18 protein-coding genes are annotated in these 26,825 nt (G+C 62.1%); 13 read left to right on the top strand and 5 right to left on the bottom strand.

Annotated features, from left to right (window positions below):
* Window positions 1-82 precede the first annotated feature (82 nt).
* The 3 genes from PYR65_RS03625 to PYR65_RS03615 all read left to right on the top strand — a co-directional run bounded on the left by PYR65_RS03625 (window position 83) and on the right by PYR65_RS03615 (window position 3,248).
* Entirely contained in the window at window positions 83-295 is a 213-nt protein-coding gene (locus PYR65_RS03625) for a hypothetical protein (RefSeq protein ID WP_060639083.1), read from the top strand.
* A gap of 138 nt (window positions 296-433) precedes the next feature.
* Window positions 434-1,933: an FAD/NAD(P)-binding protein gene (locus PYR65_RS03620; RefSeq protein ID WP_407951272.1), complete on the top strand. Its 1,500-nt coding sequence runs from the start codon at window positions 434-436 to the stop codon at window positions 1,931-1,933.
* A 97-nt stretch (window positions 1,934-2,030) separates the two neighbouring features.
* A complete protein-coding gene (locus tag PYR65_RS03615; RefSeq protein ID WP_276119932.1) occupies window positions 2,031-3,248 on the top strand; it encodes an SfnB family sulfur acquisition oxidoreductase in 1,218 nt (405 codons plus the stop codon).
* A 337-nt stretch (window positions 3,249-3,585) separates the two neighbouring features.
* Here the strand turns inward: PYR65_RS03615 and PYR65_RS03610 are convergent, their stop codons facing one another.
* Both PYR65_RS03610 and PYR65_RS03605 read right to left on the bottom strand, forming a co-directional pair.
* Complete coding sequence (locus PYR65_RS03610; RefSeq protein WP_276119931.1) at window positions 3,586-4,797, bottom strand: acyl-CoA dehydrogenase family protein; 1,212 nt, start codon at window positions 4,795-4,797, stop codon at window positions 3,586-3,588.
* Window positions 4,798-4,869: 72 nt separating this feature from the next.
* Entirely contained in the window at window positions 4,870-5,916 is a 1,047-nt protein-coding gene (locus PYR65_RS03605) for a substrate-binding domain-containing protein (protein ID WP_276119930.1), read from the bottom strand.
* A gap of 359 nt (window positions 5,917-6,275) precedes the next feature.
* On the opposite strand from PYR65_RS03605, the gene PYR65_RS03600 reads away from it, so the two are divergent.
* From PYR65_RS03600 to PYR65_RS03575, 6 genes are all read left to right on the top strand, one after another.
* A complete protein-coding gene (locus PYR65_RS03600) occupies window positions 6,276-7,757 on the top strand; it encodes a sugar ABC transporter ATP-binding protein (RefSeq protein WP_276119929.1) in 1,482 nt (493 codons plus the stop codon).
* Entirely contained in the window at window positions 7,754-8,803 is a 1,050-nt protein-coding gene (locus PYR65_RS03595; RefSeq protein WP_276119928.1) for an ABC transporter permease, read from the top strand. The genes PYR65_RS03600 and PYR65_RS03595 overlap by 4 nt, the downstream gene beginning before the upstream one ends.
* Before the next feature lie 141 nt (window positions 8,804-8,944).
* Window positions 8,945-9,958: a sugar ABC transporter substrate-binding protein gene (locus PYR65_RS03590; protein WP_276119927.1), complete on the top strand. Its 1,014-nt coding sequence runs from the start codon at window positions 8,945-8,947 to the stop codon at window positions 9,956-9,958.
* Window positions 9,959-10,035: 77 nt separating this feature from the next.
* On the top strand, window positions 10,036-11,574 hold the full coding sequence (locus PYR65_RS03585; RefSeq protein ID WP_276119926.1) for a sugar ABC transporter ATP-binding protein: 1,539 nt from the start codon (window positions 10,036-10,038) through the stop codon (window positions 11,572-11,574).
* Entirely contained in the window at window positions 11,564-12,592 is a 1,029-nt protein-coding gene (locus tag PYR65_RS03580) for an ABC transporter permease (protein WP_276119925.1), read from the top strand. Before PYR65_RS03585 ends, PYR65_RS03580 begins: the two co-directional genes overlap by 11 nt.
* 4 nt (window positions 12,593-12,596) lie before the next feature.
* The gene (locus PYR65_RS03575; RefSeq protein ID WP_276119924.1) at window positions 12,597-13,595 is read left to right on the top strand and encodes an ABC transporter permease; all 999 of its coding nucleotides are present in this window, start codon (window positions 12,597-12,599) and stop codon (window positions 13,593-13,595) included.
* Between the two features lie 5 nt (window positions 13,596-13,600).
* On the opposite strand, the gene PYR65_RS03570 is transcribed toward PYR65_RS03575, so the two are convergent.
* Window positions 13,601-14,314, bottom strand: coding sequence for an META domain-containing protein (locus PYR65_RS03570; RefSeq protein WP_276119923.1), 714 nt, complete (start codon window positions 14,312-14,314; stop codon window positions 13,601-13,603).
* Between the two features lie 162 nt (window positions 14,315-14,476).
* Between PYR65_RS03570 and dxr the strand changes: the two genes are divergently transcribed.
* Window positions 14,477-15,670 carry a 1-deoxy-D-xylulose-5-phosphate reductoisomerase gene (gene dxr / locus PYR65_RS03565; protein ID WP_276119922.1) on the top strand — a complete coding sequence of 398 codons (1,194 nt, stop codon included), beginning with the start codon at window positions 14,477-14,479 and terminating at the stop codon, window positions 15,668-15,670.
* 4 nt (window positions 15,671-15,674) lie between these two features.
* Here the strand turns inward: dxr and PYR65_RS03560 are convergent, their stop codons facing one another.
* The gene (locus PYR65_RS03560) at window positions 15,675-16,793 is read right to left on the bottom strand and encodes a serine hydrolase domain-containing protein (protein WP_276119921.1); all 1,119 of its coding nucleotides are present in this window, start codon (window positions 16,791-16,793) and stop codon (window positions 15,675-15,677) included.
* Between the two features lie 90 nt (window positions 16,794-16,883).
* On the bottom strand, window positions 16,884-18,101 hold the full coding sequence (gene hemA, locus PYR65_RS03555) for a 5-aminolevulinate synthase (protein WP_060639071.1): 1,218 nt from the start codon (window positions 18,099-18,101) through the stop codon (window positions 16,884-16,886).
* 485 nt (window positions 18,102-18,586) lie between these two features.
* Between hemA and PYR65_RS03550 the strand changes: the two genes are divergently transcribed.
* The 3 genes from PYR65_RS03550 (at window position 18,587) to PYR65_RS03540 (ending at window position 26,821) form a co-directional block, all read left to right on the top strand.
* On the top strand, window positions 18,587-18,844 hold the full coding sequence (locus PYR65_RS03550) for a YMGG-like glycine zipper-containing protein (protein WP_060639070.1): 258 nt from the start codon (window positions 18,587-18,589) through the stop codon (window positions 18,842-18,844).
* A gap of 256 nt (window positions 18,845-19,100) precedes the next feature.
* Entirely contained in the window at window positions 19,101-21,011 is a 1,911-nt protein-coding gene (locus PYR65_RS03545; RefSeq protein ID WP_276119920.1) for an autotransporter assembly complex protein TamA, read from the top strand.
* A 98-nt stretch (window positions 21,012-21,109) separates the two neighbouring features.
* The gene (locus PYR65_RS03540) at window positions 21,110-26,821 is read left to right on the top strand and encodes a translocation/assembly module TamB domain-containing protein (protein WP_276119919.1); all 5,712 of its coding nucleotides are present in this window, start codon (window positions 21,110-21,112) and stop codon (window positions 26,819-26,821) included.
* The last annotated feature ends 4 nt before the right edge of the window (window positions 26,822-26,825 follow it).

The following is a 26,825-nucleotide window of genomic DNA, read 5'->3' as shown; positions in this document are numbered from 1 at the left end:
TCGTATCGATCAACCGTAGCGCAAGCCTTGCCGAACGGTGATGCCGGCAGGTCCGGTGTTACCCGGCAACAGGAGACGAAGCATGACGAAATGGCGCAACGAGCCGATGCTCCCCGATCACGTGCAGCTCTGCCAGCGAGTCTTCGACCGTGCAAGAGACGCCCGCAAGATCGCGCCCGACAGCGACGCCAACGACCCGGTGGCAGCCCTGGTGCTGACCCTCTATCGCCACGGTGTCCGCGATGAGGAAGAACTGCTGACGCGTGTGCTTCTTGCGCTCGATGAGAAGTCCTGACATCACCCGCCACGATCCTGTCTAGGTTTATCAACACGGTAAAGGCTTGACCGTCGGATAATATTGATAAAAACTGTAGACTATCAAACGGCCAGCCAAGAAACGAAGACCAAGAAAAACGGCGAGACGAAAGGTGTCATGAACCAGTTGATCGTCACCCCGATGACATTGTCCGGCGCAGCCTCCGGCGACGTGCCGAACAAATCGCAGCCTGCGGTGGTCGCCATTATCGGCGGCGGCGTGTCGGGCGCGGCAACAGCCTTTCACCTCGCAAACGCAGCTGCAACGGCAGCCGCCACGATCGCTGCGCCCAAAATTATCGTCTTTGAACCGCGTGAAAACCTCGGCAAGGGGCTCGCCTATGACACGGCCGAACCCGCCCACCGCATCAACGTTCCCGCTGCGCGCATGAGCCTTCTGTCCGATGATCCCGAGCATTTCCTGCGCTGGATCGCCGAGCATGCGGCCACGGCTGGTGATAGCGACGCGCTGCGGCCCGACGGCACGTTGTTTCCCCGCCGCAGCGTGTTCGGTAATTATGTCAACGCCATGCTGCAGCCGCTGATCGCAAGCGGCGGTGTCGAGCATCGCCGCGCCGCCGTCGCACATGTGCTGCGCGATGGTGCGCGCTGGCTGATCATCGACGGCGATGGCACTGAAACCTGGGCCGATATCGTCGTGATTGCCACCAGCCACCCGCCACCGGTGGCGCCGGGACAGCTTCAGGCGGTGCTGAAGGACCATCCCCGTTTCGTGCCAGACCCGACCAGATCCGGTGCGCTTGCGGCCATCCGCCCCTTTGACCGGGTGCTTGTGGTCGGAAACGGCCTGACCTCGGCCGACGTGATTGCCGCGCTCGCCCTGAAGGGCCATGAAGGCCCGATCACCGCGATTTCGCGGCGGGGATTGCGCTCGCGCGGCCATGCGGCGGTGGCGCAGGACCCCGCCGGCGATTTCCTGGCGCAACCGGCTTTCACGGCGCTCACACTCCTGAAAAACATCCGCGCGGAAATCCGGCAAGCGGCTCTGGAGGGCCGGACCTGGCACGGCGTCATCGATCAGGTGCGGGCGCAGGGGCAAGCGCTGTGGCAGATTTTGCCGCTTGTTGAACGCCAGCGCATCGTCCGGCATTTGCGGCCGTTCTGGGATGTGCACCGGTTCCGGGTCGCGCCGCAGGTGGAGGCGGCGCTCGACGCGGCAATTGCGCAAGGGCGCCTTGAAATCCTGTCCGGCTCCGTTGCCGCAAGCCGTATCGAGGCCGATGCAATCCACTGCACGCTGCGTTTGCGGCGGTCTTCCGCAACCGTCGAGAAAACCTACGATGCCGTGGTGGTGACCACCGGTCCCGGCCATGGCGGCATTCTTGCAAGCCAGCCTTTCCTCGCCGAACTCACGCAAAGCGGCTATCTCGAACTCGATCCGACCGGGCTGGGACTATCCTGCACCCGCAATTCGGAAGCGATCGGCCCCGTGGCCGGTATTACGCCGTCCTTGTTGATCGCCGGACCGCTGGCGCGTGGCACGTTCGGCGAGTTGATGGGCCTGCCGCAGGTGACCGACCATGCCGTGTTTGTGGCAGAGGTGATCGCCAAATGCTTGCAGACCCAAACGCTACCGACGGCGCAAAACCCGCTTTAAGGAAAGACTTTTCTTAGTCCAGTCGATCTATAGAAATTATACTCTTATCTTTCCGCCCGACTTCTTCCACCCATGTTCCGTGCAAAAGGAGCGTGCGATGGAAACCATCTTGCAGTATCAGCCAATCGTCAAACAAACGGCCGGTCGCCTCCGCAGCGATTTTGAAGCCATCGAGACCGCCCGTGCGCTGGCCGCTGATTTCGCCATCCGCGCATCCGAGCGCGATGCCAATCGCACTTTGCCCTATGACGAACTCGATGAAATCGCCCGGTCCGGTCTTCTGGCGATCACCGTCCCTGCCGAATATGGGGGGCTGGATGTCTCCAATGCCATCCTGGCGGAAGTGACGGCCATCCTCTCGGAGGCAGACGGGTCGATCGGCCAGATCCCGCAAAACCATTTCTACATCCTCGAGGCACTACGGGTTGATGGCAGCGAGGAGCAGAAGCGCTTTTTCTTCGGCCGCGCCCTGGCCGGCGACCGGTTCGGCAATGCGCTCTCCGAGCGCGGCACCAAGACGGTCGCCGATTACAATACCCGCATCACGCCGGAAGGACCGGGCTACCGCGTCAACGGCCAGAAATTCTATTCGACCGGCGTGCTCTTTGCCGATTGGATCACCGTGTTCGCGCTCGATCCCGAAGAGCGCCTGACCATGTCCTTTCTCGCCAAGGGAACCGAGGGCATCGAGATCGTCGATGACTGGGATGGTTTCGGCCAGCGCACGACCGGCAGCGGCACCACCATTTTCAACGACGTCTACGTCAATGCCGATGCCATCGTCTTCCATCACAAGGGCTTCGAGCGGCCGACCACGATCGGTTCGGTGGGCCAGATCATCCATGCCGGCGTCGATCTCGGCATCGCGCGGGCAGCCTTCGCCGAAACCCTGGAATTCGTGCGGACCCAGAGCCGCCCCTGGAAGGATTCCGGCGTCGAACGCGCCGCGGACGACCCCTTGACCATCGCCAGGATCGGCGAAATCGCCATCAAGCTCGAGGCGGCAACGGCGCTGATCGAGCATGCCGGCCGCAAGGTCGATATCGCCCAGATGGATACGACCGAAGCCAATGTCATCGACGCCACCCTCTCGGTTGCCGCCGCAAAAGTGCTGACCACCGAAGTCGCCCTCGCCGCCTCCACCGCCCTGTTCGAACTGGCCGGCACATCCGCCACCCGCATCGGCCTCAATCTCGACCGCCATTGGCGCAACGCCCGCACCCATACGCTGCACGACCCGGTGCGCTGGAAAGCCCATGTTGTGGGCAATTATCACTTGAACGGGGTGGCACCCCCGAAGAACGGGGCTTTGTGAGGGGGAAGCGGAGGCGTTCTGCCCGATTTTATTACGAGAGTGGCAAACCACTCTCCTCAGTTTCCACCTTTGGAATTGTGACCGCAATCGCCGTCTTCCAAGGCATCGATTCGCCCACTCGAAACTTGACTGCAGCCAGAACCCGCTGGTCTATTTCCTCTGGTTATCTGCTATGGAGTGAAGGCCTTTCAACGATCTCCCCCTTCTCCCCAGCGGGGAGAAGTGCCGAGCGAACGCGAGGCGATGAGGGGGCGGTTCGGCACATTCCGAGCGTTTGGCCCCCTCATCCGCCCTTCGGGCACCTTCTCCCCGCTGGGGAGAAGGGGAAGCACCCTCATCAACTATACAGGCTCACCACCGGCACCTTGTCGTTCAGCACGAACTCGCCGACTTCCTTGGCCTTGTAAAACACCGGATCATGCAGCGTATGGGTCCGCACATTGCGCCAGAAGCGGTCGAACCGGTATTTTTCGGCGGTCGAGCGGGCGCCGGTCACTTCGAAGACACGGGCGGTGATGTCGAGGGCGACATGGGTGGCGTGGACCTTGGCGGCATAGGCTTCAGCGGCTGCTTCGCCGCGTTCGCGCGCGGTCACATCGTGGCCCTTCGCAAGCGACGTTTGCACCACGAGGGCGGCACTGTCGGCAAGCGCAACAGACGCTTTCAGCGCTGCGGTGAATTCGCCGACACGTTCGAGAATATAGGGATCGTCGGCCGCGCGCTCGACGCCCGATGTTACCCAGGGTCGTGTGGTGGTGCGGATATAATCGACAGCAGCGGCCAGCGCCCCTTCGGCGGCGCCCAGATAGAAATTGACGAAGACCAGCTGGATCAGCGGCGTGTTGAATGTCGCCAAAGCCGGCGGCGGGACATCTTCATTGGCCGGCGGCGCAATGAAATCCTCTTCGTAGACGGGAAAATCATGGAACTCGACGCTGCCTGAATCAGACAGCCGTTGGCCAAAATTGTCCCAATCGTCATTGGCGACATAACCGGGCCGGTCGGTCGGTACGGCAAAATTGGCGATCTTGCCCTCCAGCGTCGCATTGGCATTGATATAGTCGGACACCCGGGCCGCGGTGGAGAAGGATTTGCGGCCGTTCAGCACGTAGCCGGTGCCACGGCGCGTCAATGTCAGGCCGGGATCGCGCGGGTTGACCGCAGCTCCCCAGTAAAGGTTCTGCGAGACGGTTTCAGCCCCCAGAACCTGCGCGCGCGCCTGATCCGCAAATGACCAGTAGATCGACTGGCTGTTGACATAGTGATAGCCGAGCAATTGCCCGATGGAGCTTTCGCCGCGCGCCAGGATGCGAACGAGTTTCAGGCCATCGACCCAATCCAGCCCGCCACCGCCGATCTCGCGCGCATGCAAGGCGTTGAGCAGGCCGGCCTTCTTCAGCTTGACGATCTCGCCGATCGGCGGGCGTCCGTCCCGGTCGAGATCCGCCGCATGCAGCGACAGGTCATGGGAGATTTCAGCAGCGCTGGCAAACAGGCTGTCGCGCGTGACGCCGAGACCGGCTGCATAGACGACATTGGATTGGCTCATGAGGAGATGCTCCAGTTTCAACGAAGGAAAGCGGCGGATCCACCAGCGGCTCCGCCGTCGCACTGCAAAGGATCAGAACAGCTTGGCCGGGATCCAGCTTGCCGTAACGGCATCGCTGGCGCTGAAGGCCGGGATCTTGGCGGCAAGTTCCTCGATGGTTTTGACACCGGCGTCGCGCAGGCTTTTCTGGGTCAAAAGCGTCGGCTCGACGGTGATCTGGCGGGGAACCGGCTGCCCGGCAATTTCAAGCGCTGCGGCACGGATCGAGACCGCGCCCACCACCGCCGGATTGGTCGCAACCGTTGCGACCCAGGGGCTGCCTTCCTCGACGATCTCCTGGATATCAGCAGTCGAAACATCGGCCGAGTAAATCTTCAGCTTGCCGGAAATGCCAAGATCGGCCGCCGCCAGCTTCACGCCCCGGGCAAATTCATCATAGGGCGCGAAAACCACGGTAATATCAGGATTGGCCCGCAGCGCCGCCTTTGCCTGATCGGCCGTGCTGGTTGCCGTCGTGTCGCTGACATTGCCGAAGCGCGCCTTTTCGACGACACCCTTGTTTTCCGCCTTGAACGTGTCCCAGACCTCGTTGCGGCGATCGAGCGGCGCAAAGCCGGCGACATAGACGTAACCGGCATTGAAGCTGGTGCCATTGTCTTTGACGGCCTGCTCCAGAGCCTGTTTTGCCAGCGCATGGTCGCTCTGCTCGACCTGCGGCACCTTCGGATTGTTGAGATTGACGTCGAAGGCGACGACCTTGATGCCCTTGTCCAGCGCCTGCTGCACGACATCGCCAAGCGATTCGGGCACGCCGTGATCGACCACGATCCCTTCAACGCCGAGATTGATTGCCTGCAGGATCTGCTCGCGCTGTTCGGCCGCGTTCTGGCGGCCGGGGAAGACCCGCAGATCGATCCCAAGCGCCTTCGCCTGCGCCTCGGCGCCGGCCTGATAGGCCTGGAAGAAATCGCCGGCGGAAATATAGCTGATCAGTGCCAGCTTGACGCCGCCCTTGTCGAACGGGGCAGGCGCGCCGGCCACGCCATCGGCCTTGGCCGCTGAGACGAACAGGAAGGGAATGAGAGCGGCGGTTGCCGCCAGACGGAGAATGGTTTTCATGACGGCGTTCCTTCTGAAGACAATCGAACACGTCTCCGGCAAGCAGCCAGCCCTTCTCGGGACGCAGCATCTATTAGATATTCAATCCATAATTTTAATAGACTAATTAGTCCCATTTTTGCCGATTGGGGAGAAACCTGTTTCGCGCCAACTGGCCTGCGCGGCAAAGTCCTACCGGCGCCGTGCGATATCACTGGTTCTTAGTCAGGCGGCGCGAACGTTCTGTCTTCCCCTATCCGCCCGCAAAGAAATTACCGCCGCAGCCGGTTGTTCGCAAAGCTGTTCCGCCGCAACGGGTGTCATCCGCAACTGATATATGACAAATTATATAGACTATAAGTATTTCAGGATTTCCCGCCATGCCGCTGCTCCAGGTCGATGCGCTCAGCCGCAGCTTTCAGTCCACGCGCGCTCTCGCGAACGCGACGCTGACGATCGATGCGGGCGAGATCGTCGCGCTGATGGGGGCGAATGGCGCCGGCAAATCGACGCTGGTGAAAATCCTCTCCGGCGTCCTGCCGGCCGATAGCGGCACGATCACGCTGAACGGAAAGGCCTATACGCCACGCACCCCCGCAGACGCTGCCGCCGCCGGCGTGGTCACGGTTCATCAATCGACTGACCTGGTCGGTGCTGCCGGGCTTACTGTTGCAGATACGCTGCTTCTGACGCGCTTTACCCAGCGCGGCCAGCCGTTCTTCGTCTCCCGCGCCGGTATCAGACGTCAGGCGCAGGCGATCCTCGACACCGCCGGTTTCGATCTGCCGCTGGACCGGGACTTCGCCGATCTGACCGCCGCAGACCGGCAACTGGTGGCCATAGCCCGCGCGCTCGCCAACCGGGCAGACCTGCTGATCCTCGACGAACCGACGGCAAGCCTGTCGATCGCCGAAAGCCGGCGCCTGTTCGACATTCTCAAGCGCCTGCGCGACGGCGGCCTTGCCATTCTCTATATTTCGCATCGCACTGCCGATCTGCAGGCGATCGCCAACCGGGTCCTGGTGATGCGCGGTGGCGCGGTCGCCGGTGCTTTCCAGCATCCAATCGATTTCAACGCCGCCATCGAGACGATGATCGGCCGCAAGCTGCAATCGGCCCGGCCCGGCATACGTATTCCAGAGGGGCCGCCGGTCTTTGAAATGCGCGATGCGCAGCTCAGGCCCGGCGCCATTCCTTTCGATCTTACCGTCCATACCGGCGAAGTGGTGGCGATCACCGGCGTGCTGGGCGCTGGCAAGAGCCGCCTGCTCTCGGCCATCTTCGGCGCCGGCCGGCTTACCGCAGGAGAGATGTATCTTCATGGCCGCAGGCACCGGCCGGAAACACCGGCGCAGGCTATTGCTGCCGGCGTTGCCATGGCTGCGGAGGACCGGCACCGGTCCTCGCTGATGCCAGCCGGCTGGCCGGGAAGTTCTCTGGCAGCCACCATCAGCCTGCCGCATCTGGCAAAATGGTACCCGCACGGCCTGTTGTTCGGCGGCCGCGAACAGTGTGAGGCGGAAAAAGCGATCGACCGCCTGCGCATCAAGGCATCCGGACCGCAGGCGCCGATCGGGTCGCTGTCCGGCGGCAATCAGCAAAAGGCGGTTCTTGCCCGCTGGGAAGCGGAACCGAGCCTGCTTCTATTGCTCGACGAACCCTTCCAGGGCGTCGATGTCGGCGCCCGCCACGATATCATCCAGGCAATCCGCAGCCGCAACGACCGCGCCACCCTGATCGCCACCTCCGACCCCGAGGAGGCCTATGAGGTTGCCGACCGCATTCTCGTCATCGATCACCACAGCCTTGCCGCAGCGCCCAACGGCGCGCCATCCCGCCTCCCCCAGGAGAGACATGCATGACCTCGATCAGTGACGAAACCGCGCCGCCTGAGCCGCGCAACGCAAACAGCTGGGCCCGGCTTGCAGACCTCGGCGCGGCCTTGCGATCCGGTGCCGTCTTCATCCTTCTGGCAGCACTGCTCATCGGCTTTTCTGCGGCCGAGCCCGCCTTCGCCAATCTCGGCAATCTGATGAGCATCCTGCAGGCCGTCGCCGTCGTCGCCATCCTGGGGGCCGGCGTTACCGTCACGCTGGCCGTCGGCGGTTTCGATCTGTCGATCGGGGCGATTGCCGCCTCCAGCGTCATGGCCGCCAGCTATGCCATGATCGTCTGGGGGCTCGATACATTTGCCACCGTACCGCTGGTTCTCGCCTTTGGAGCGCTGATCGGTCTCGTCAACGCCTTCCTGATCGTCCGGCTGCGCGTTCCCGATCTGCTGGCAACTTTGTCGATGATGTTTCTGCTTTCCGGCCTGCAGCTCATCCCGACCGCCGGCCGCTCGATCTCCGCCGGCCTGATCCTGCCGGATGGCACGACGGCCACCGGCGCCTATGATCCCGCCTTCCTGCTGATCGGCCGTTCCAGCCTGTTCGGCATCGTGCCGGTATCCGTCGTGCTGATGGCGCTCGTCGCCGTCGCCCTGTTCGTGCTGACGGAGCGCACCCGCATTGGGCGCCTGCTGTTTGCCACCGGCGGCAACGAGGTCGCCACGCGGCTGGCGGGCGCATCGACGGCGCGGCTGAAGACGCTCGCCTATGTCATCTCCGGCACGCTTGCCTCCCTCGGCGGCATCGTCATTGCCGCCCGCGTCGGGCGCGGCGATGTCTCCTCCGGCGGCTCTCTGCTGATGGACGCGGTGGCAGCCGCGCTGATCGGCTTTGCGGTCCTTGGAAAGCGGCGGCCGAATGTGCTCGGCACCATCGTCGGCGCTGTCTTCGTCGGCGTTCTGCTCAACGGTCTGACCATGCTCAATGCGCCCTATTACACGCAGGACTTCGTCAAGGGCGCCGTCCTCGTCGGTGCCCTGGCGCTAACCTATGGCACGGGGCGCAGCATCTCGTCCTGACATTGTCCGCTGCCGGGATTTCGCGGTCTGGCGGCTTGCCCGGCCAAGTTTTCCGGCCGCCGCGCCATCTTTGGAAATTTCTTCCTCGGCTTTGGCAACAATGCACTTATTCTATAGACATTATTTAATCGGGGATTGACCATGACACAGGAAAAAGCGGCACCAAACGTCGGCCGCCGCGACCTTTTGAAACTCTCGGCCGTGGCGGGTGCGGCACTGGCCGGTGCGAGCCTGATTGGCAACCGGACAGCGGCAGCAGCGGATGGAGAGCTTTCGCTCAAGGGCAAGCGCATCGGCATCAGCGCCACCGGCACGGATCACTTCTTCGACCTTCAGGCTTACAATGCCCAGATCGAGGAAGTGAAGCGTCTCGGCGGCGAACCGATCGCAGTGGACGCCGGCCGCAATGACGGCAAGCTCGTCTCGCAGCTGCAGACACTGATTGCCCAGAAGCCGGATGCGATCGTCCAGATCCTTGGAACGCTCAGCGTCATCGATCCCTGGCTGAAAAAGGCGCGCGACGCCGGTATTCCGGTACTGACAGTCGATGTCGGTTCCACCCATTCGATCAACAACACCACCTCGGACAATTGGGGTATCGGCAAGGACCTGGCGCTGCAGCTGGTTTCCGATATCGGCGGCGAAGGCAATATCGTCGTGTTCAACGGCTTTTACGGCGTCACGCCCTGCGCCATCCGCTACGACCAGCTGGTCAATGTCGTCAAATATTTCCCCAAGGTGAAAATCCTTGAGCCGGAACTGCGCGACGTGATCCCGAACACGGTTCAGGACGCCTTCACGCAGATCACCGCACTTCTCAACAAATATCCGGAGAAGGGCTCGATCAAGGCGATCTGGTCGGCTTGGGACATTCCGCAGCTTGGCGCCACCCAGGCCCTGACCGCGGCAGGCCGCACCGAGATCCGCACATACGGCGTCGATGGCAGCCCGGAAGTACTTCAGCTGGTGGCCGATCCGAACTCGCCGGCCGGCGCCGACGTGGCGCAGCAGCCGGCCGAAATCGGCCGCACGGCCATCCAGAATGTCGCCAAGCTTCTCGCTGGCCAGACATTGCCGCGCGAAACCTACGTGCACGCGCTGATCGCCAACAAGGCGAATGTCAACGAAGTCACCAAGAAGCTCGGCATCGGCTAACGCCATCATGTCTCATGGCGATCCGGACAAGTTCCGGGTCGCCTTTCCAAACGGGGTCGATCATCAGGATATTCGCCATGAGCGCAGCTTCACGAGACGGAACCGGCGATGCCATTCATCTCGACCGGATCGTCAAGCGCTTTGATGGCGCGCTGGCGCTCAACCATGCCTCCTTGCGCGTCAAGCGCGGCACGGTCCACGGCCTGGTTGGCCAGAACGGTGCCGGGAAATCGACGCTGATCAAACTGCTGGCCGGCCTGCATCAGCCCGACGAAGGCCGCATCGAAATCGATGGCCAGACCTATGACAAGCTGACCCCGCACCGCGTTGAAGAACTCGGCATCCATTTCATCCATCAGGACCGCCTGCTCGTTCCGACCTTCACGATCGGGGAAGCCCTGTTCCTTGGACGCGAACCACGCATTGCCGGCACGCCTTTTCTCGACCGGCGCCTGATGCAACGCCGTGCCGGTGAAATTCTCGACGATTATTTCGGCGTCCGGCTGCCCAACAGCGCCCTGATCAGCGAACTCTCCACCGCTGAAAAACAGATCGTCCAGATCACCCGCGCGCTGCTCGACCAGCCCAAAGTGCTTGTTTTCGACGAGCCGACGGCAGCCCTTGTGCGCCGCGAGGCCGATATCCTCTTCCGTCTGATCCGCCGCCTGCGAGATGAGGGCGTGACGATCATCTACATCTCGCATTATTTGAACGAGATCGAAGAACTCTGCGACACCGTCACAGTGCTGCGCAATGGCGAAGATGTCGCCACCCTGCCGCTTCGTGAAACCTCGGCTGCGGCGATCGCGCGGCTGATGGTGGCGCGCGATATCGCCGACATGTTTCCAAAACGCAGCGTCCCGCCCGGCACGGACATCCTTGCCCTCAAGAACCTGTCGTCGCATGGAAAATACCAGGATATTTCCCTGACGCTGCGGCGGGGCGAGGTTCTCGGCCTGACCGGCCTTCTCGGCTCCGGTGCAAAAGACCTGATCCGCACCCTGTTCGGTCTGGAAAGCGCCACATCCGGCGCGATCACTATCGACGGCAAACCGGCACTCTCCGCAAACCCCGCACAGGCCGTTGATCAGCACCTCGCACTTGTTCCGGAAGACCGGCGCGGCAACGGCGTGGCGCTCGATCTCAGCGTCACGGAAAACATCACGCTCTCGTCGCTGAAGCGCTTCACCCGCCTCGGCTTCCTGGATTTCAACAGCGAACGGCAGGAGGCGGATGAGTTGATCCGCCGCCTTGAGATCAAGACATCGGGCCGCGATGCGCTGGTGCGCACGCTCTCGGGCGGCAATCAGCAGAAGGTAGCAATCGCCAAATGGCTGAGCCGCCATTCTGAAATCTACCTGCTGGACGAGCCGACGGTCGGCGTCGATATCGGCTCGAAGGTCGAGATTTACAATCTCATCGGCGATCTCGCCGCCCGCGGCGCTGGCATCATTGTACTGTCATCCGACCTGTCCGAACTGATCGGCATTACCGATCGCATACTCGTGCTTTTCCGCGGCAGCATCATCCGCGAATTCGTCTCGTCGCAGACCGCGCCGGACGACCTGCTGGCTGCATCCACCGGCGCTTCAGAGGCTCTTCGTCATGTCGGTTGATATCCAGCTTGCCCCCGCCATCCATTTCAAAGCGGGCGAACCATCAGCCAAGCCGGGCCGGGGTGGCACCCTCGCCGCCAGCGCGTTACGCGCCGGGTCCCTGCTTGCCTTCGTTGCCATCCTGCTCGTGTTTTCGCTGACCGCGCCCTATTTTCTCAGCGTCGGCAATATCGGCAATGTGCTGGGACAGTCGGCTATTTCGGGCGTGCTTGCGATCGGCCTGACCATCGTGCTGATCGCCGGCGGCTCCAATGTCGTCACCGGCGGCATCGACCTGTCGCTCGCCGCCAATATGGGCCTGAGCGCCGCCGTCTATGCGACGGCTGCACAACTCGGCTATGGCGATGCGGCGGCAGTTGCGGCAGCGCTTCTCACCGGCCTCCTGATCGGCGCGGTCAACGCCATCGCCGTTGTCGGCGCCGGCATCGTGCCGCTGCTCGCAACGCTCGCCGTGATGAATATCGTCGCCGGCCTCGAACTGGTGCTGACGCAGAATACCGTCATTCCGGCCTCGACGCCGCTGCTGAACGCGCTGTCCTCATCCGGTCCTCTGGGCATTCCGGCACTCGCCTATGTGCTTCTCGTCTTCACCCTGATCGCAGCCGCCTTCGTGCAATACACGCCGACAGGGCTGCGGCTCTACGCTGTCGGCGAATTTCCAGATGCAGCCCGCGCCGCCGGCCTGCCGGTTCGCCGGCTGGTCGCAGGCGCCTTCATCGCCAGCGGCCTCTGCGGCGGGTTTGCCGGTGTTTTGTCGGTCTCCAATCTCAGCGGCAGCACGACGGGCTCCGGCGAAATGCTGCTGCCCGTGGTGGTCACGGCCCTGCTCGGCTCGGTCTTCTCGCGGCGGCTTGTGCCGACGGTGACCGGCACTCTCCTATCGGCGCTGTTCGTCGGTTTCCTCATCAACGGTTTCCAGCTTCTCAACATTTCAAGCGTGCTGGTGAGCGGCGTCCAGGGCGTGCTGATCCTGCTCGTCGTTTCGGCAACGACCTTGCTGCGCAGGCAGGAGGCCTGATTCCATGACCCTGCAGACCCCGGCGCTCGAAGCACCCACACCCTTTCGCGCCGTCGCCGGCGTGATCGTCAACAATGCGCTCGTGCTCGCCCTCATCACGGTGTTTGCGATCTTCTCCTTCGCAAGTCCGACATTTCTGACCATCGCCAATCTTCAGAGCATTCTCGTCAACAACTTCACGCTTCTGGCCATCGTCGCCATCGCCATGACCTTCGCTGTCTCCGTTGGCGGCATTGATCTGTCGGTCGGCACGGCCGTCGATTTTGCAAGCTTCGCCTTTGTCTCGCTTGTCCTTGCCGGTCAACCGGTCGCCGTCGCAGCCCTGGCCGGTCTTGGCGCGGGCGCAGCGGTCGGCGCATTCAATGCAGTCCTGATTTCCGGCATCGGCATTTCGCCGTTTCTGGCCACGCTCGGCACGCTGTTCATCGGCCGCAGCATCCAGCAGCTTTTGACCAATGGCGGCAACCCGGTCTACCTGCCGCCATCCGGCGTTCCCGAAGCCTTTCGCTTTCTCGGGCGCGGCGCCATCGCCGGCATTCCGGTTCCGCTCATCATCGCCGCCATCATCATCATCGGTGCCACCGTGGTCCTCACCCGCGCCCGCTTCGGCCGCGTCGCGCTTGCAATTGGTATTCAGGCAAGTGTCGTGCGCTATTCCGGCATTGCGGCGCGCGCCCATGTCGCCGTCGCCTTCATCCTTGCCGGGCTGATTGCGGCGGTGGCCGGCCTGATCCTGTCTGCAACGGTCACCGTCTACATTCCCTCGTCCGGCAGCGCCTTCCTGCTCAACGCGATCGGCGCGACCTTCATCGGCACGACCCTCTCGCGCCTCGGCCGTCCCAATATTCCAGGCACCGTGCTCGGCGTGCTGCTGCTCGGCATCGTTGCCAACGGCCTCCTGCTCACCGGGCTTAACTTCTATTGGCAACAGGTCGGCACCGGCCTCTTGATCTTTGCCGTCCTTGCCCTGAGCTTCATCACCCGCCGCAAGGCCTCGTCCTGACGGGTTTATTCCACTTTCGAGCAGGCGATGCCTGGGTCGTTGTCGCCCTTGATCGTGTCGATCAGCGTCACATTCTCGCCTTTCGTCCACCAGACATATTGTCCGCCGGCATATTTCGCACCCGATCCCGAAAGCACGTTGGAGGCGACGACGAACTCGCTGCCGATGGTCAGCGTCACCAGCGAAACCGGACCGGCATTGATATAGTCGGCGGCAACGGCCTGGCCCGCACAATCGTAACTCACGGCTTGCCGCTCGACAGTGCGGGCGCCGGGAATATTGATCAGCACATCTGAGGACACGGTATGCGGCGCAAGCCGCAGTGCCGTCTTCGCATCGGCCGTTTTCAGAACCAGCTTCGTGTCTTTAATCTTGAACGAGAGGCCGGCCGTCAGGGCCGCAAAAAACTTCGTCTCCTGGTCCATCACCGCCAGCACGCACATTTTGCGTGTCGCACCCGCCGGCGCAAAAATGATCTCGCCGCCCTTCAGGTCGAATGTACCGGTGTAACTGTTGCAGCCGGCAAAGCCGGAATAGGTTCCGTCATCATTGATTTCCAGCGTCGTCTGCAGAAAATCGATGACGCCGCCGCCGCCGATATCTTCGGCGAGCCAAGTGCCGACCAGTTCGGACGGCACCGATTCGGCAGCAACGGTGGAAACCGATGTCGCATCGATCAAGACGCAGGAACAGGAAAGAAACAGCGCAAGTTTCAGCATAAGGACATCCTTTCCGGCAAAGAGCAGGATCCGCCCCACCCTGCGCCCGTGATTCGCAGCACCTGCGACCCTATCGCCCCCACCCGGAGCGAGGCTACCCTTGTTGGCATCGGCTTTCACCTGTAGAGGCTAACAGGAAAACAAAAATAACGGGATTTGGCCATGACCTCCGGCGCGCAAGGCAAACGCCGCTTGACCATTCTGGGCTCGACGGGCTCGATCGGCACCAACACGCTCGACGTCATCCGCCAGCTTGGCGGACGCGATGCATTCAATATTGCCGCCGTGACCGGCAATGGCAATATCGCGCTCCTGGCGGAACAGGCGAAGGTAAGCGGCGCCGAACTCGCGGTGACCGCCGACGAGACCCAGTATCATGATCTGAAAGCCGCACTTGCAGGCACCGGCATAGAGATCGCGGCGGGGCGCAGCGGCCTGATCGAAGCGGCCGAACGCGATGCCGGCTGGGTGATGGCCGCCATCGTCGGCACGGCGGGCCTCGCCCCGACGCTGGCTGCAGCCCGGCGCGGCGCCGACATCGCGCTTGCCAACAAGGAATGCCTGGTCTCCGCCGGCGATCTCTTCGTGGCCGCCGTCCAGGCCGGAGGCGGCAAGCTTTTGCCTGTCGATAGCGAACACAATGCCATCTATCAGGTGCTGGAAGAACATCAGCGCCATGCGGTCGAGCGCATTATCCTTACCGCATCCGGCGGCCCCTTCCGTCGCTCCACGCTGACCGAGATGCGCGATGTTACCGCAGCCACGGCGCGCGCCCATCCCAACTGGTCGATGGGCCTGAAAATCTCGATCGACAGCGCCTCGATGTTCAACAAGGCGCTCGAGATGATCGAGGCCAAGCATCTTTTCGGCATGCGGCCGGACCAGATCGAAGTGATCGTCCATCCGCAATCGGTCATCCATTCCATGGTCGGCTATAGCGACGGTTCCGTGCTGGCACAGCTCGGATGCCCGGATATGCGCACCGCCATCGGCTATGCCCTGTCGCACCCGTCGCGGCCGTCTCTCGATGTCGAGCGGCTGGATTTTGCCAAACTGTCGCGGCTGGATTTCGAAGCGCCCGACGAAGAGCGTTTCCCGGCCTTGCGTCTTGCCCGGCTGGCGATGCAGCGCGGCGGCATGCAGAGCGCGGTGCTGAATGGCGCCAAGGAAGTGGCCTTGGAAGCCTTCATCGACGGCAGCGTCGGCTTCCTGCAGATGGCGGAAATCACCGAAACCGTGATGGAAGCGCTGGTCGCAGCGCCGGCAGCAACCGGAATGGACGATGTCTTTGCGGTTGATGCCGAAGCCCGCCGGATCGCCAAAACCATCGTCGAAAGCGACGTGGCCGCAGCGTAAGACGTCACGCGGCGTAGACAGCCTCGACGATCCGGCCGGGGAATTCGCCCATGCAGCCTTCCAGCGCATTGTTGCTCATGTTGAACACCGTCAGTCCATTGGCCCGGTCGATGAACCAGTTGTGCCCGTAGACGCCACCCCAGCGAACGGTCCCGGCCGATTGCGGCGTGGCCGCCTCGGCAGGATTATCGACCACGGCGCCGAAATAGCCGAACGAGCAGCCGGGATCCGAGACCAATCCGCCAATCCGGTTGGAAAGGCCAAGATGCACCGTTTGCGGCGACAGGACAGCACCGCCCCCGGTCCGCAATGTCTCCAGGAAAACCAGGAAATCGCCCGCCGTTCCCACCATGCCGGCTCCGCCGGACTGAAATGCCTTGGGATTGAAAATACGCGACGGCGAGAACCCGAGCGTCCAGCCTGCCTCTCCCGGCGCGTAATAGGGATCGGTCATCCGGACCGCGGCTGGGTACGCGTCGGCATAGGGCGCGGCAAGGCGCGCGGGGTCGGTAACGTGAAAACGGCTGTCGGCCATCCCCAGCGGACCGGCAATATAGGTCACCACGGCATCTTCCAGCGACCCGCCATGAACCCTGGCAATCACCGCGCCCAAAATATCGGTGGCAAAGGAATAGGACCAGGCGGCGCCCGGAGCAAATGCCAGGGGCACGGCGTTATGACGGCTGAAATTGGCCTCGAAATCGAGATCGGTGTCCAGCAATCCGCAAGTGATGGCTTGTCCATCAGGAAGATGCTCAAGCGTCACATCATAGACCAGACCCGACGTGTGGGTCAGCAGATGGTGAACGGACATATCGGCCACGACGCCATCCGGCGTCTTCGGCTGGAACCAGGGCAGATGCGCGGCAACGCTATCGGATAAAGACATCAGCCCACGATCGATCATCGCAAGCGCGGTTGCCGCAACGATGGGCTTGGTCAGCGAAGCAAAGCGAAAGATCGTGTCGAATTCAACCGGCCTGCCCGCTTCCCGGTCGGCATAACCTGCGGCGCGGCGGAAAAGCGGTTGGCCATGCTGATAGGCAAGCACCACGGTCCCGGTGATTTTCCCCGATTCGAGAAACTGGTCGATGACCTGATTGAGCCTGCGCTCGATGCCCATGCGAAGTCCCCTTGAAAGCCTGCCAAGAATCAAAAATGCGGATCATCTTTCGACAATCCGCATTCCAACTTCAAGCCTTTGGCAGTTGTTTTACGCAACCGCCCTTGCCAGCGCACAGCGCGACCAGAGCTGGTGCAGCGCGCCGACCAGATGGTCGATATCGGCATCCGAATGCAGCGGCGTCGGGGTGATGCGCAGACGCTCGGTCTTCTTCGGCACCGTCGGATAGTTGATCGGCTGGACATAGACGCCGCAATTGTCGAGCAGAAGATCGGAGATCCACTTGCACTTGGACGCGTCGCCGACAATCACCGGTACGATATGGCTGGGATTGTTGAGGTGCGGAATACCGTTCTTGTCGAGCAGGTTGCGCAGCCGGCGGACACGCTCCTGGTGGGCGAAACGTTCGACCTGGCTTTCCTTCAGATGACGGATCGACGCAACCGCACCGGCAGCAAGCGCCGGCGGCAGCGCCGTCGTGAAAATGAAGCCGGAAGCAAACGAGCGGATGAAATCGCACAATGCGGTGGACGCAGCGATATAGCCGCCCATGACGCCGAAAGCCTTGCCGAGCGTGCCTTCGATCACCGTCAAACGGTGCATCAGGCCTTCGCGCTCGGCAATGCCGCCGCCGCGCGGACCGTACATGCCAACGGCGTGCACTTCATCGAGATAGGTCATCGCGCCATACTTGTCGGCGAGATCGCAGATGTCCTTGATCGGCGAGATATCGCCGTCCATCGAGTAGACCGATTCGAAAGCGATGATTTTGGGCGCACGCGGATCGGCGGCCTGCAGCTTGGCTTCGAGGTCTGTGAGCGAATTGTGCTTGAAGATGACCCGCTCGCATTTGGAGGAACGGATGCCTTCGATCATCGATGCATGATTCCCGGCGTCCGAAAAGACGATCACACCGGGAATCTTCGAACAGAGCGTTCCGAGCGCTGCCCAGTTAGACACATAGCCGGAGGTGAACAACAGCGCTGATTCCTTGCCATGCAGATCGGCAAGTTCGCGCTCGAGAAGCACGTGGTAATGGTTGGTGCCCGAAATATTCCGGGTGCCCCCAGCACCCGCGCCACACTGGTCGATGGCGAGTTTCATCGCCTCGGTGACCTTGGGATGCTGGCCCATGCCCAGATAGTCGTTGGAACACCAGACGGTCACGTCCTGTTTCTCGCCGGCCGAATTGTAACGGGTCGCCTTGGGAAACTGTCCACTCTGGCGCTCCAGATCGGCAAAAACGCGGTAGCGGCCTTCCTGATGCAGGCCGTCCAGCTCACCTTTAAAGAAACTCTCGAAATCCATCATTGTCTCCAGAACCTTGCCGTCTTTTTGATCCAAAGCACGGCGGCGTCAACCTCTTCAAAGGTTATCGCGGCCATCTGCGGCAAAAGGCCCCTAATTTTGAACAGTTCCAAACTATCCGTCATGGATTTCATTCCACTTAACCTTGATCTGTGTCAAGACCGCGCGACAGGGATGGAGTATCCCGTCCTTATATTCTGTTTCAATCGGATCAGCGGTAATCGTCATGCGCAGCAGGGCCTGGCGGGCGGGAAAACGCACCGGCCTGTCACGCAGGGAACAGCCTTCAGCTTCCGTTCAGGTTGAATAGCATTACTTGGCACCACGGGGATTGTGCGGGATGTCTGTAGACTTTCACAGACAGGCATTTATCTTTCGAAGGTGCAAGTTCGACCGGAGGGGGGACCTTAAAGTCCAGCTTCCATTCCTGGGGAGAAACGGACGGCGGGGAACTTGCCTCTCGCGTCCAGAATTTGGAGAAACAAATGAAGAAGGCCATCGTGCTTGTCCTGCTCGCTTTATCCGTCGCGAGCTGCACGCAGACTGAAAAGGGTGCCGGTATCGGGGCGGTTTCCGGCGCAATCATCGGCGGCGCCATCACCGGCGACGTGCGCGGTGCAGCCGTTGGCGCTGCGATCGGTGGCGTTTCGGGCGCCGTGATCGGCAACGTTTCTGAGCAGCCCGGCCAATGCTACTACCGCGACCGCTACGGCCGCCGCTACATCGACGACTGCCCGCGTTGATTGCAGGCGCGACCGGGAAAAGGCAGGCAGTTCGCCGCTTTTCCACGCTTAACCCCGGAGAAATCCGGGGTTTTTTGTTCCCCTCATGCCACACTTCAAGGGGTTTTCTATAAAAAGAGGGCAAAAAGCCTTCATCCTCCGGTCAATGCTGTGTAGGGTCATCGTTAACTAACGGCAAACCTTGTCATGCGATTGTGCCCCTGCCGTGATGGCAGGCAGGTGTTCGAAGTGGCCTGAACAGCGGAATGCGGAAATTATGCGTTTGCCGACAATGAGTGTTGCGTATCGGAAGGTTGGTGCTGCTTTTGCGGTCGCGGTTCTGGCTGCCTGCGGACCCCTGTCGGTGACCGACGCCTATGCCTTCAAGATCTTCGGCATGCGGTTTTTCGAAAAAGACGAAGAACCCAACGACATCGTCGATCCCGTCAATTTCACCCTAACACTGAACGAATCCTCCGCCGATCCAGACCTGAAAGAGGCGCTGGAAAACAGCTCGCGGCTGTTTCAGGACAAGGACAAGCCGGTTTCCGGCGATCTTGGCCTGGCCATCAAAGCGCGCGACGACCGCGACCGCCTGCTGGCAGCGCTTTACGAACAGGCCCGTTACGGCGGCACCGTCGCCGTCAAGGTCAACGGTCAGGATATCGACACGCTGCCGCCCGATCCCGTCTTTCCGGACGGCGCACCGGTGCCCGTCGAGATCACCGTGACCCCCGGCCCTGTTTTCACCCTTGGCGACGTCGTTCTGAAAGGTGACGCCGTCGGCCGCCGTCCCGACGAATATCTGAAGTCCGGCGCCAGGGCAGATTCGACGCTGATCATCAAGGCCGGCGAGAAGATCGTCGAGGATTTGAAGGAAGAAGGACGCCCGCTTGCCAAGCTGGTCGAGCGCAGCGTCGTCGCTGATCACGCCACCAACACCGTCGATGTCACGATCGCAGCCGAAGGCGGCCCCGTCGCTCCGGTGGGCACCGTCACCGTCAACGGCACCAAGACCGTGGACCCCACTTTCGTTGCCGATTATTCCCGTCTGAACGGCGGCAAGCCCTATTCTCCGGAAGCCCTGCGCAAGGCGTCCGACCGGTTGCGCCAGCTCGGTGTATTTTCCAGCATCACCATCAAGCAGGCAAACGAGCTTGCTCCTGACGGCACCATTCCGATGACCATCGAGGTTTCCGAAGGCAAGCAGCGCTATTTCGGCGCCGGCGCGCAATATTCCACCACGGACGGCTTCGGCCTGCAGGGATATTGGGGGCATCGCAACCTGTTTGGCCGGGCCGAATCCCTGCGCCTGGAGGGTTCGGTCAGCCGCATCGGCGAGACAACCGATGTCGGCAGCCTCGATTATTCCGCCGGTCTTCTGTTCGCCAAGCCCGGCGCATTCGGGCCGGCCTCCACTTTCAATGCCAGCCTGAAGGCGCAGCTGCTCGATCCCGACGCCTACAAGGCGACGATTTTCACGGGCGCGGCGGGGGCGACGTTCGAGCTGTCCGATACTGACACGGTCTCGGCCGGTGGCGAGCTTTCCTGGGCCGATGTCGAGGATGCGTTCGGAAAGAACGAATATCTGACCGCATCGATCCCGATCGAATATATCCGCGATACCCGCGACAATAAGCTCAATCCCACAACCGGCTACCGCGCCTCGATCAATGCCAAGCCGAGCTACGAGATCAACGGCCAGAGCTTCTTCAGTTCGTTTGAAGGGTCGGCGGCGGCCTATGTCGGGTTGGGTGCGGAAAACCGTTTCGTTCTCGCCGGAAGGCTCGGCGCCGGTGTGATTGCGGGTGGCGATGGCCTGGCTTCCATCCCCGCAAACCGGCGTTTCTATCTCGGCGGCGGCGGCACCGTGCGCGGCTATTCCTATCAGGAGATCAGCCCGCGCAACGGCGACGATGAAATCCTCGGCGGACGCTCCTATGTCAATGGAACGGTGGAAGCGCGCATCGGCATTACCGACACGATCGGCATCGTTCCCTTCATCGATGCGGGAACGGTCTCGGCCAAGACGGCACCGGATTTTTCCGATATCCGCGCCGGCGCCGGCATCGGCTTGCGCTACAATACGCCGTTCGGGCCGATTCGGCTGGATGTCGCCGTGCCGCTGAATCCCTATCCGGGCGGCACGAAATATGGAATCTACGCCGGTATCGGCCAATCCTTCTGATTGCCTGAGGCAGTCACCACGGCCTGATTCCGGATGCAAAGCGCCGGTTTTGGGGAACCGCAATTTCACCGCAACGCGACTTGCGCTATGGATGAACAATGAATCGTTTGCTCCGTTTTCTGAAAATCGCGTCGCGCTGGCTGGCTTATGGCGCAAGCTTTGCCCTGATCGCCCTCGTGCTTCTGGTCCTATTCGCAGGCTTTACCGCGCCCGGCGCGCGTTTTGTCGCCGCGATGATCGAGAAATATGCCTCGACCCCGGACCAGATCGTTCGCATCAACGACCCGAGCGCACTCCTGACCGGTGATTTCACCGCCTCCAGCGTAACCCTGTTCGACAGCAAAGGCGTCTATGCGGAAATCCGTGAAGTCAAGATCGACTGGTCGCCGACAGCTCTGTTCTCCAAGCGCTTTGATGCGGCAAACGTATCGGCAGGGTCCGTGCGCCTTGAACGGCTGCCGATCCCCTCGCAGGAAACCAGGGAAGTCCGCCAGTCTTTCGCCTTGCCGCTCGAGGTCAAGATCGATGCCTTTGATCTGGAAGAAATCATCATCGGCAAGGATATTGCCGGCGTCGATCAGTTCCTGAATGCGCAGGGTAAGCTGAATGCGACCAATGCCAGCATTGCCGCAGCTCTTGCGGTTGCGCAGCGCGACCGGCCGGAGGCCAAGGCGATTGCCGATATCGTCTTCAATCCGGCCGCCAACGAGCTGAAGCTCGAAACCACGATCAACGAACCGAAGGGCGGATTGCTGGCAAAGGCCATGCGCCTGCCGGGCGAACCGGCGGTCAGCATTTCGGTCACCGGCGATGGTCCGCTGACGAAATGGACGGGCACGGCCACCGCAGCACTGGACGGCAATGAAGTGCTGAAGGTGGACGGCGAGCACACGCTGGCTCCGGATGGATTTCGCACCCTGTCTCTGAAGGGCGGCGGCACATTCAGCGATCTCTTGCCACCCGCCTTCCGGCCGCTGTTTCAAGGCACGACCGACATCGATTTGTCGGCAGCGCTCGATGGCACGACCATGCGCATCAACAGAGGCAAATTCTCCACCGCCGCGCTGACATTTGCCGCATCCGGCACCTATAGCACAGCCGGTCAAAACGACCTGCAGGCAAGCCTGACGGGTACCAATGGCCCGATCGACTTCCGCCTGCCGCTGGCAAAGGGCGAGGCGCAGCTCTCGATCAACAATGCCAGCGTTTCGCTGATCGGCGAAGCCCAGGCCGCCGTCCTCGACATCGGCGCCGATATCGGCAAGGCAACGCTGCCGCAGGGCGAGATCGAGGCGATCAAGCTGCATGCCTTCAGCGACGGCTTCAATCTCTCGACCAAGACCGGCCCCTTGAAGACAGCGATCGAGACGGGCGCCACGCGCTTCGTCAGCGCCGATATCGACCGCCTGGTCAAAGGCCCCGTGAAAATCGACGGTACATTGTCGGTCACCCCCGAAACGGTCTCCTTCGATCCGTTGACGCTGGAGAGCGCCAGCATTGGCGGAACGCTCACCGGCTCCTACACCATCGCGGAAAACACATTTGCCACCGGCTTCAAGCTCTTCGCGCTGCCAGCCGTTCTCCCCCCGGCGCTTGCGGCAAAATTTGATACGACCATTGCGCTGACCGGCAATCTCGGCACCGGGGCGAATGGCAATGTCACGGTGAGCGATCTCGCGCTGAAGTCCGGAACCATCGAGGCAATGGGATCGGCGGCACTTGAAACCGGAAACCTGACAGCGGCCATCAGCGGCGTCGTCCCGGAAATCGGCAGGTTCCTTGCAGACGCCAAGGGTGCGGCCAATTTCAAGGCGGATGTCAGCGGCCCGCTCGATGCTTTGGCGATCAAGGCCGAGGTGACGGCGAATGGCGCAACGCTTGCCGGACGCACGCTCAACGATCTGGCAATCAACGCCGACGCAACAGTCGGCCAGAACGGCCCGAATGCGACAGTGACCGCCACCGGCGCTCTGGATGGACAGGCCATCAACGCCAAGGCCGAAATCGCGTCTGCCAAAGGTGCGACCAGCCTTCCCTCGATCGAAGCGACAATCGGCCAGAACACGCTGACGGGGGCGCTCGACCTGACGGCGGATTTCCAGCCGAACGGCGCGCTCACCTTCAACTTCCCCGACCTCGGATTGCTTGCCGCCATGGCGGGCCAGACCGCGTCCGGAGACCTTGCGGGCACGGCCAGCATCACGTCTGACAACGGCGTCACCTCGGTTGCCGTCAAGGCCAACGGGTCGGGCATCACGCGCGGCGATCTCGTCATCAGCAAACCCGCAGCCGACATTACCATCGCCGATCTGAAGGCGCTGGCGATCAAGGGCGCAGTCACCGTCGAAGAGATCAGCCAGGGCGACACGCGCCTTGCCGGGCTGAAGCTCGGCTTCGAGCAACAGGGGCCAAAGACGAACTTCGCCCTCGACGGCACCTATGACGCGGCCCCCCTGACAGCGCGCGGCGACCTTGAGAGCGCTGGCGGCAAGACGACGATCAATCTCCAGTCGTTTGCCGCAGCACCGAAGAAGATTCCGCTGCAACTGGCAGCACCAACGACGATCACGATCGAAAACGGCGCGGTCAATCTGCAGGAGCTGGCGATCGCCGCGTCCGGCGGCACGGTGACCCTGAACGGCAGCGCCGGTGAAAAGCTCGATATTACCGCGGCACTCGCCGGCATCGACGCACGCCTGCCGCTGGAAAACGGCGAGGCGCATGTCGTGCTCGATACCGGCACCGCATCGATCACCGGCAGCATGCAGTCCGCCATACTCGACGTCCGCGCCGATATCGGCCAGCTCGCCCTTCCGCAAGGCCGCATCGAAGCGATCAGGCTGACGGCTCGCAGCGACGCCTTCAACTTGTCGACCCAGACCGGCCTGATCAACACCCGCATCGAGACCGGCAATACGCAACTGACGAGCGCCGATCTCGACCGTCTGGTGAAAGGACCGTTGAAGGTCGAAACCGTTCTCGATGTGTCTCCGAACCGGATCGGCTTTGATCCCGTTACCATCGACAGCAACCATCTTGGCGGCACGGTCAACGGCGCGTACGAGATTGCTGCAAAGTCGCTGAATGCCGGGTTCAACCTCTCCATTCTCCCGGCCGGCCTTCCCACATCCGTTTCCACCAAGTTCGACACCCCAATCACATTGTCCGGCATGGTGACCACCGGTGCGGATGGTGCAGTGGATGTCAGCAGGCTGGCCGTCGGTTCCGGTACGATCCAGGCCGCCGGCTCCGTTGGCCTCAAGGATGGCGCTCTCACGGCCGCTTTGACCGGCACCCTGCCGGATCTCGGCAAGGTACTGGCGGATGCAAGTGGCATCGCCGATTTCAAGGTCGATGCCACCGGCCCGCTCGACAATCTCGCCATCAAGGCCGAAGTCACATCCAGCGGCGCGACGCTGGCCGGGCGGACCCTGAGCGACCTTCAGCTCACCGCCGATGCGACCGCCAACCCGGACAATCCGCAGGCAAAGATCAAGGCCACCGGCGCGCTGGGCGGCCAGGCGATCAACGTCAATGCCGACCTCGTCTCCGAGAATGGCCGCACCAGCCTTCCGGTTCTGCAGGTGCAGATCGGCGACAACAGGCTGAACGGCAAGATCCAGTTCACCACCGATTTCCTGCCGCAGGGCAATATCGACTTCACATTCCCCGATGTCGGCCTGCTGGCCGCCATGGCGGGCGAGAAAGCTTCCGGCGATCTGGCCGGATCGGCTTCGATCAACAGCGAGAGCGGCAAGACCTCGATTGCACTGAAAGCCAGCGGTTCGGGCATCAGGCGCGGCGATCTCGTTATCACAAAGCCCGTCGCAGACATCACGATCGCCGACCTCAAGGCTCTGGCGATCAAGGGCAATCTCTCGGTCGAGGCCTTTGCGCAGGGTCAAAACCGCGTCAACGGCCTGAAGCTCGACTTCACCCAGCAGGCTGGCAAGACCGACGTGACGCTCGACGGCCAGTATGACGGTGCGCCGCTCAACCTGCGGGCCGATATCCAGACGGCAAACGGCAAAACGACCGTCAATCTGGCGTCCTTCTCCGCCGCGCCGCGAAAAATCCCGGTCAAACTGTCGGCGCCAACGACGATCACCATCGAGAACGGCAGGGTCAGCCTGCAGAAGCTGACGATCGGCGCTTCCGGAGGTACGGTCGCCGTGACCGGCTCGGCCGGAGAAAAGCTCGATCTCGACGTCAACCTCAATGCTTTGCCCGCAAGCCTCGCCAACACATTCGTGCCGTCGCTCGGGGCCGATGGTGCCATCAGCGGCAAGGTCGATGTCACCGGAACATCGGCAGCACCTGTCGTCGCCTATGATCTGCGCTGGGCAAATGCCGCAATCGCGCAGGCGAAATCCGCTGGCGTCGGCGCGCTCGATATCGCAGCGAAAGGCCAGTTTGCCAACAATGTTGTGACGCTTGACACCACGCTGAATGGTGCAGGCGGCCTCGCCTTCAAAGCCGGCGGCAAGGTCGGCATCACCGGCAATATGCCGCTCGACATCAAGGCATCCGGCAATCTGCCCTTCGGCCTTGCCGCAGACCTCCTGGCCGCACAGGGCTTCACCCTGACCGGCGCGGCCAATGTCGATCTGTCCATCACGGGTGCCGCCACCGCACCGCAGGTTACCGGCACGATCTCCACATCAGGCGCACGCTTCGTTGATGTCCGGCATAATGTGGCGATCACCGATCTGACCGCCAATGTTGCGCTCGATGGCAGGCAGGCAAATATCCAGAAGCTTTCCGGCAAGCTCGCCAGCGGCGGCACGCTCGATGTCACCGGAACGGTCGGCATCGCCCCAGGATCCGGCTTCCCGGCCAATCTTGCCATACGCTTGGCCAAGGCAACCTATGTCGATGGCAGCCTGTTCACAGCCAGCGTCGATGGTGCGTTGACGTTGACGGGTTCCTTGACCGCAACGCCGGTGCTGGGCGGCAAGGTGACGATCAGCAAGGCCGCGATCACCATTCCGGAAAAGCTTCCCGCGTCGCTGTCGGAGATCGACATCAAGCACAAGAACGCGCCTGCCAAGGTAAGGCAGATGGAAGCGGACGTCCGCAAGGATACGGGCAGCGGCGGCAGCACCAAAAGCGGCGGCATTGCTTTCGATCTGGCCGTCAGCGCACCGAGCAAACTGTTTGTGCGCGGACGCGGTATCGATGCCGAACTCGGCGGCGACCTGACCATTCGCGGCACCGCAGCCGAACCCGCCGTCTCCGGCGCTTTCGAAATGCGGCGTGGCCGGCTGGAAATTCTCGGCAAGCGTCTCACCTTTGCCGATGGCACGATCAGCTTCGGCGGCAATCTGGTGCCCACTCTCGACCTCGACGCTACTTCCACCGCCGGATCGACGACAGTCACCGTCAACGTCGCCGGCCCGGCCAACAATCCGGCCATCACGTTCTCCTCGTCGCCTGCCTTGCCGCAGGACGAAATCCTGGCGCAGCTGATCTTCAACCGGTCGCTGTCCAATCTGTCGGCCCTGCAGATCGCGCAGCTCGCCAGCGCGGTGAGCGAACTGGCCGGCGGTGGCTCCAACTCGCTCTTGAGCGGGCTGCGCAACAAGCTGGGTGTGGATGATCTCGACGTTTCGACGGACGCGACCGGCGGCGCCACAGTGACGGCCGGAAAGTATCTCAACGACCGGACCTATCTCGAACTGCAATCGGGAGCAGAGGCCGGTGGCGGCAAGGCGATCATCAATCTCGATGTCGGCCGGGGCGTCAAGCTGCGCGGCGAAGCTGGCGCCAGCGGCGCTGGCGGCGGTATCTTCTATGAGAAGGAATATTGAGCGG

Source organism: Pararhizobium qamdonense, assembly GCF_029277445.1.
Classification (GTDB): Bacteria; Pseudomonadota; Alphaproteobacteria; order Rhizobiales; family Rhizobiaceae; genus Pararhizobium; species Pararhizobium qamdonense.
The sequence above is the reverse complement of the archived record's forward strand: the minus strand, read 5'-3'. Positions and strand labels throughout refer to the sequence as shown.

Bases quoted from the DNA above. Each gene is read 5' to 3' on its own strand.
- PYR65_RS03615 (WP_276119932.1), top strand. From the start codon at position 2,031: ATGGAAACCATCTTGCAGTATCAGCCAATCGTCAAACAAACGGCCGGT.
- PYR65_RS03620 (WP_407951272.1), top strand. From the start codon at position 434: ATGAACCAGTTGATCGTCACCCCGATGACATTGTCCGGCGCAGCCTCC.
- PYR65_RS03540 (WP_276119919.1), top strand. From the start codon at position 21,110: ATGAATCGTTTGCTCCGTTTTCTGAAAATCGCGTCGCGCTGGCTGGCT.
- PYR65_RS03625 (WP_060639083.1), top strand. From the start codon at position 83: ATGACGAAATGGCGCAACGAGCCGATGCTCCCCGATCACGTGCAGCTC.
- hemA (WP_060639071.1), bottom strand. From the start codon at position 18,101: ATGGATTTCGAGAGTTTCTTTAAAGGTGAGCTGGACGGCCTGCATCAG.
- PYR65_RS03570 (WP_276119923.1), bottom strand. From the start codon at position 14,314: ATGCTGAAACTTGCGCTGTTTCTTTCCTGTTCCTGCGTCTTGATCGAT.
- PYR65_RS03560 (WP_276119921.1), bottom strand. From the start codon at position 16,793: ATGGGCATCGAGCGCAGGCTCAATCAGGTCATCGACCAGTTTCTCGAA.
- PYR65_RS03575 (WP_276119924.1), top strand. From the start codon at position 12,597: ATGACCCTGCAGACCCCGGCGCTCGAAGCACCCACACCCTTTCGCGCC.
- PYR65_RS03595 (WP_276119928.1), top strand. From the start codon at position 7,754: ATGACCTCGATCAGTGACGAAACCGCGCCGCCTGAGCCGCGCAACGCA.
- dxr (WP_276119922.1), top strand. From the start codon at position 14,477: ATGACCTCCGGCGCGCAAGGCAAACGCCGCTTGACCATTCTGGGCTCG.
- PYR65_RS03605 (WP_276119930.1), bottom strand. From the start codon at position 5,916: ATGAAAACCATTCTCCGTCTGGCGGCAACCGCCGCTCTCATTCCCTTC.
- PYR65_RS03580 (WP_276119925.1), top strand. From the start codon at position 11,564: ATGTCGGTTGATATCCAGCTTGCCCCCGCCATCCATTTCAAAGCGGGC.
- PYR65_RS03545 (WP_276119920.1), top strand. From the start codon at position 19,101: ATGCGTTTGCCGACAATGAGTGTTGCGTATCGGAAGGTTGGTGCTGCT.
- PYR65_RS03585 (WP_276119926.1), top strand. From the start codon at position 10,036: ATGAGCGCAGCTTCACGAGACGGAACCGGCGATGCCATTCATCTCGAC.
- PYR65_RS03610 (WP_276119931.1), bottom strand. From the start codon at position 4,797: ATGAGCCAATCCAATGTCGTCTATGCAGCCGGTCTCGGCGTCACGCGC.
- PYR65_RS03550 (WP_060639070.1), top strand. From the start codon at position 18,587: ATGAAGAAGGCCATCGTGCTTGTCCTGCTCGCTTTATCCGTCGCGAGC.
- PYR65_RS03600 (WP_276119929.1), top strand. From the start codon at position 6,276: ATGCCGCTGCTCCAGGTCGATGCGCTCAGCCGCAGCTTTCAGTCCACG.
- PYR65_RS03590 (WP_276119927.1), top strand. From the start codon at position 8,945: ATGACACAGGAAAAAGCGGCACCAAACGTCGGCCGCCGCGACCTTTTG.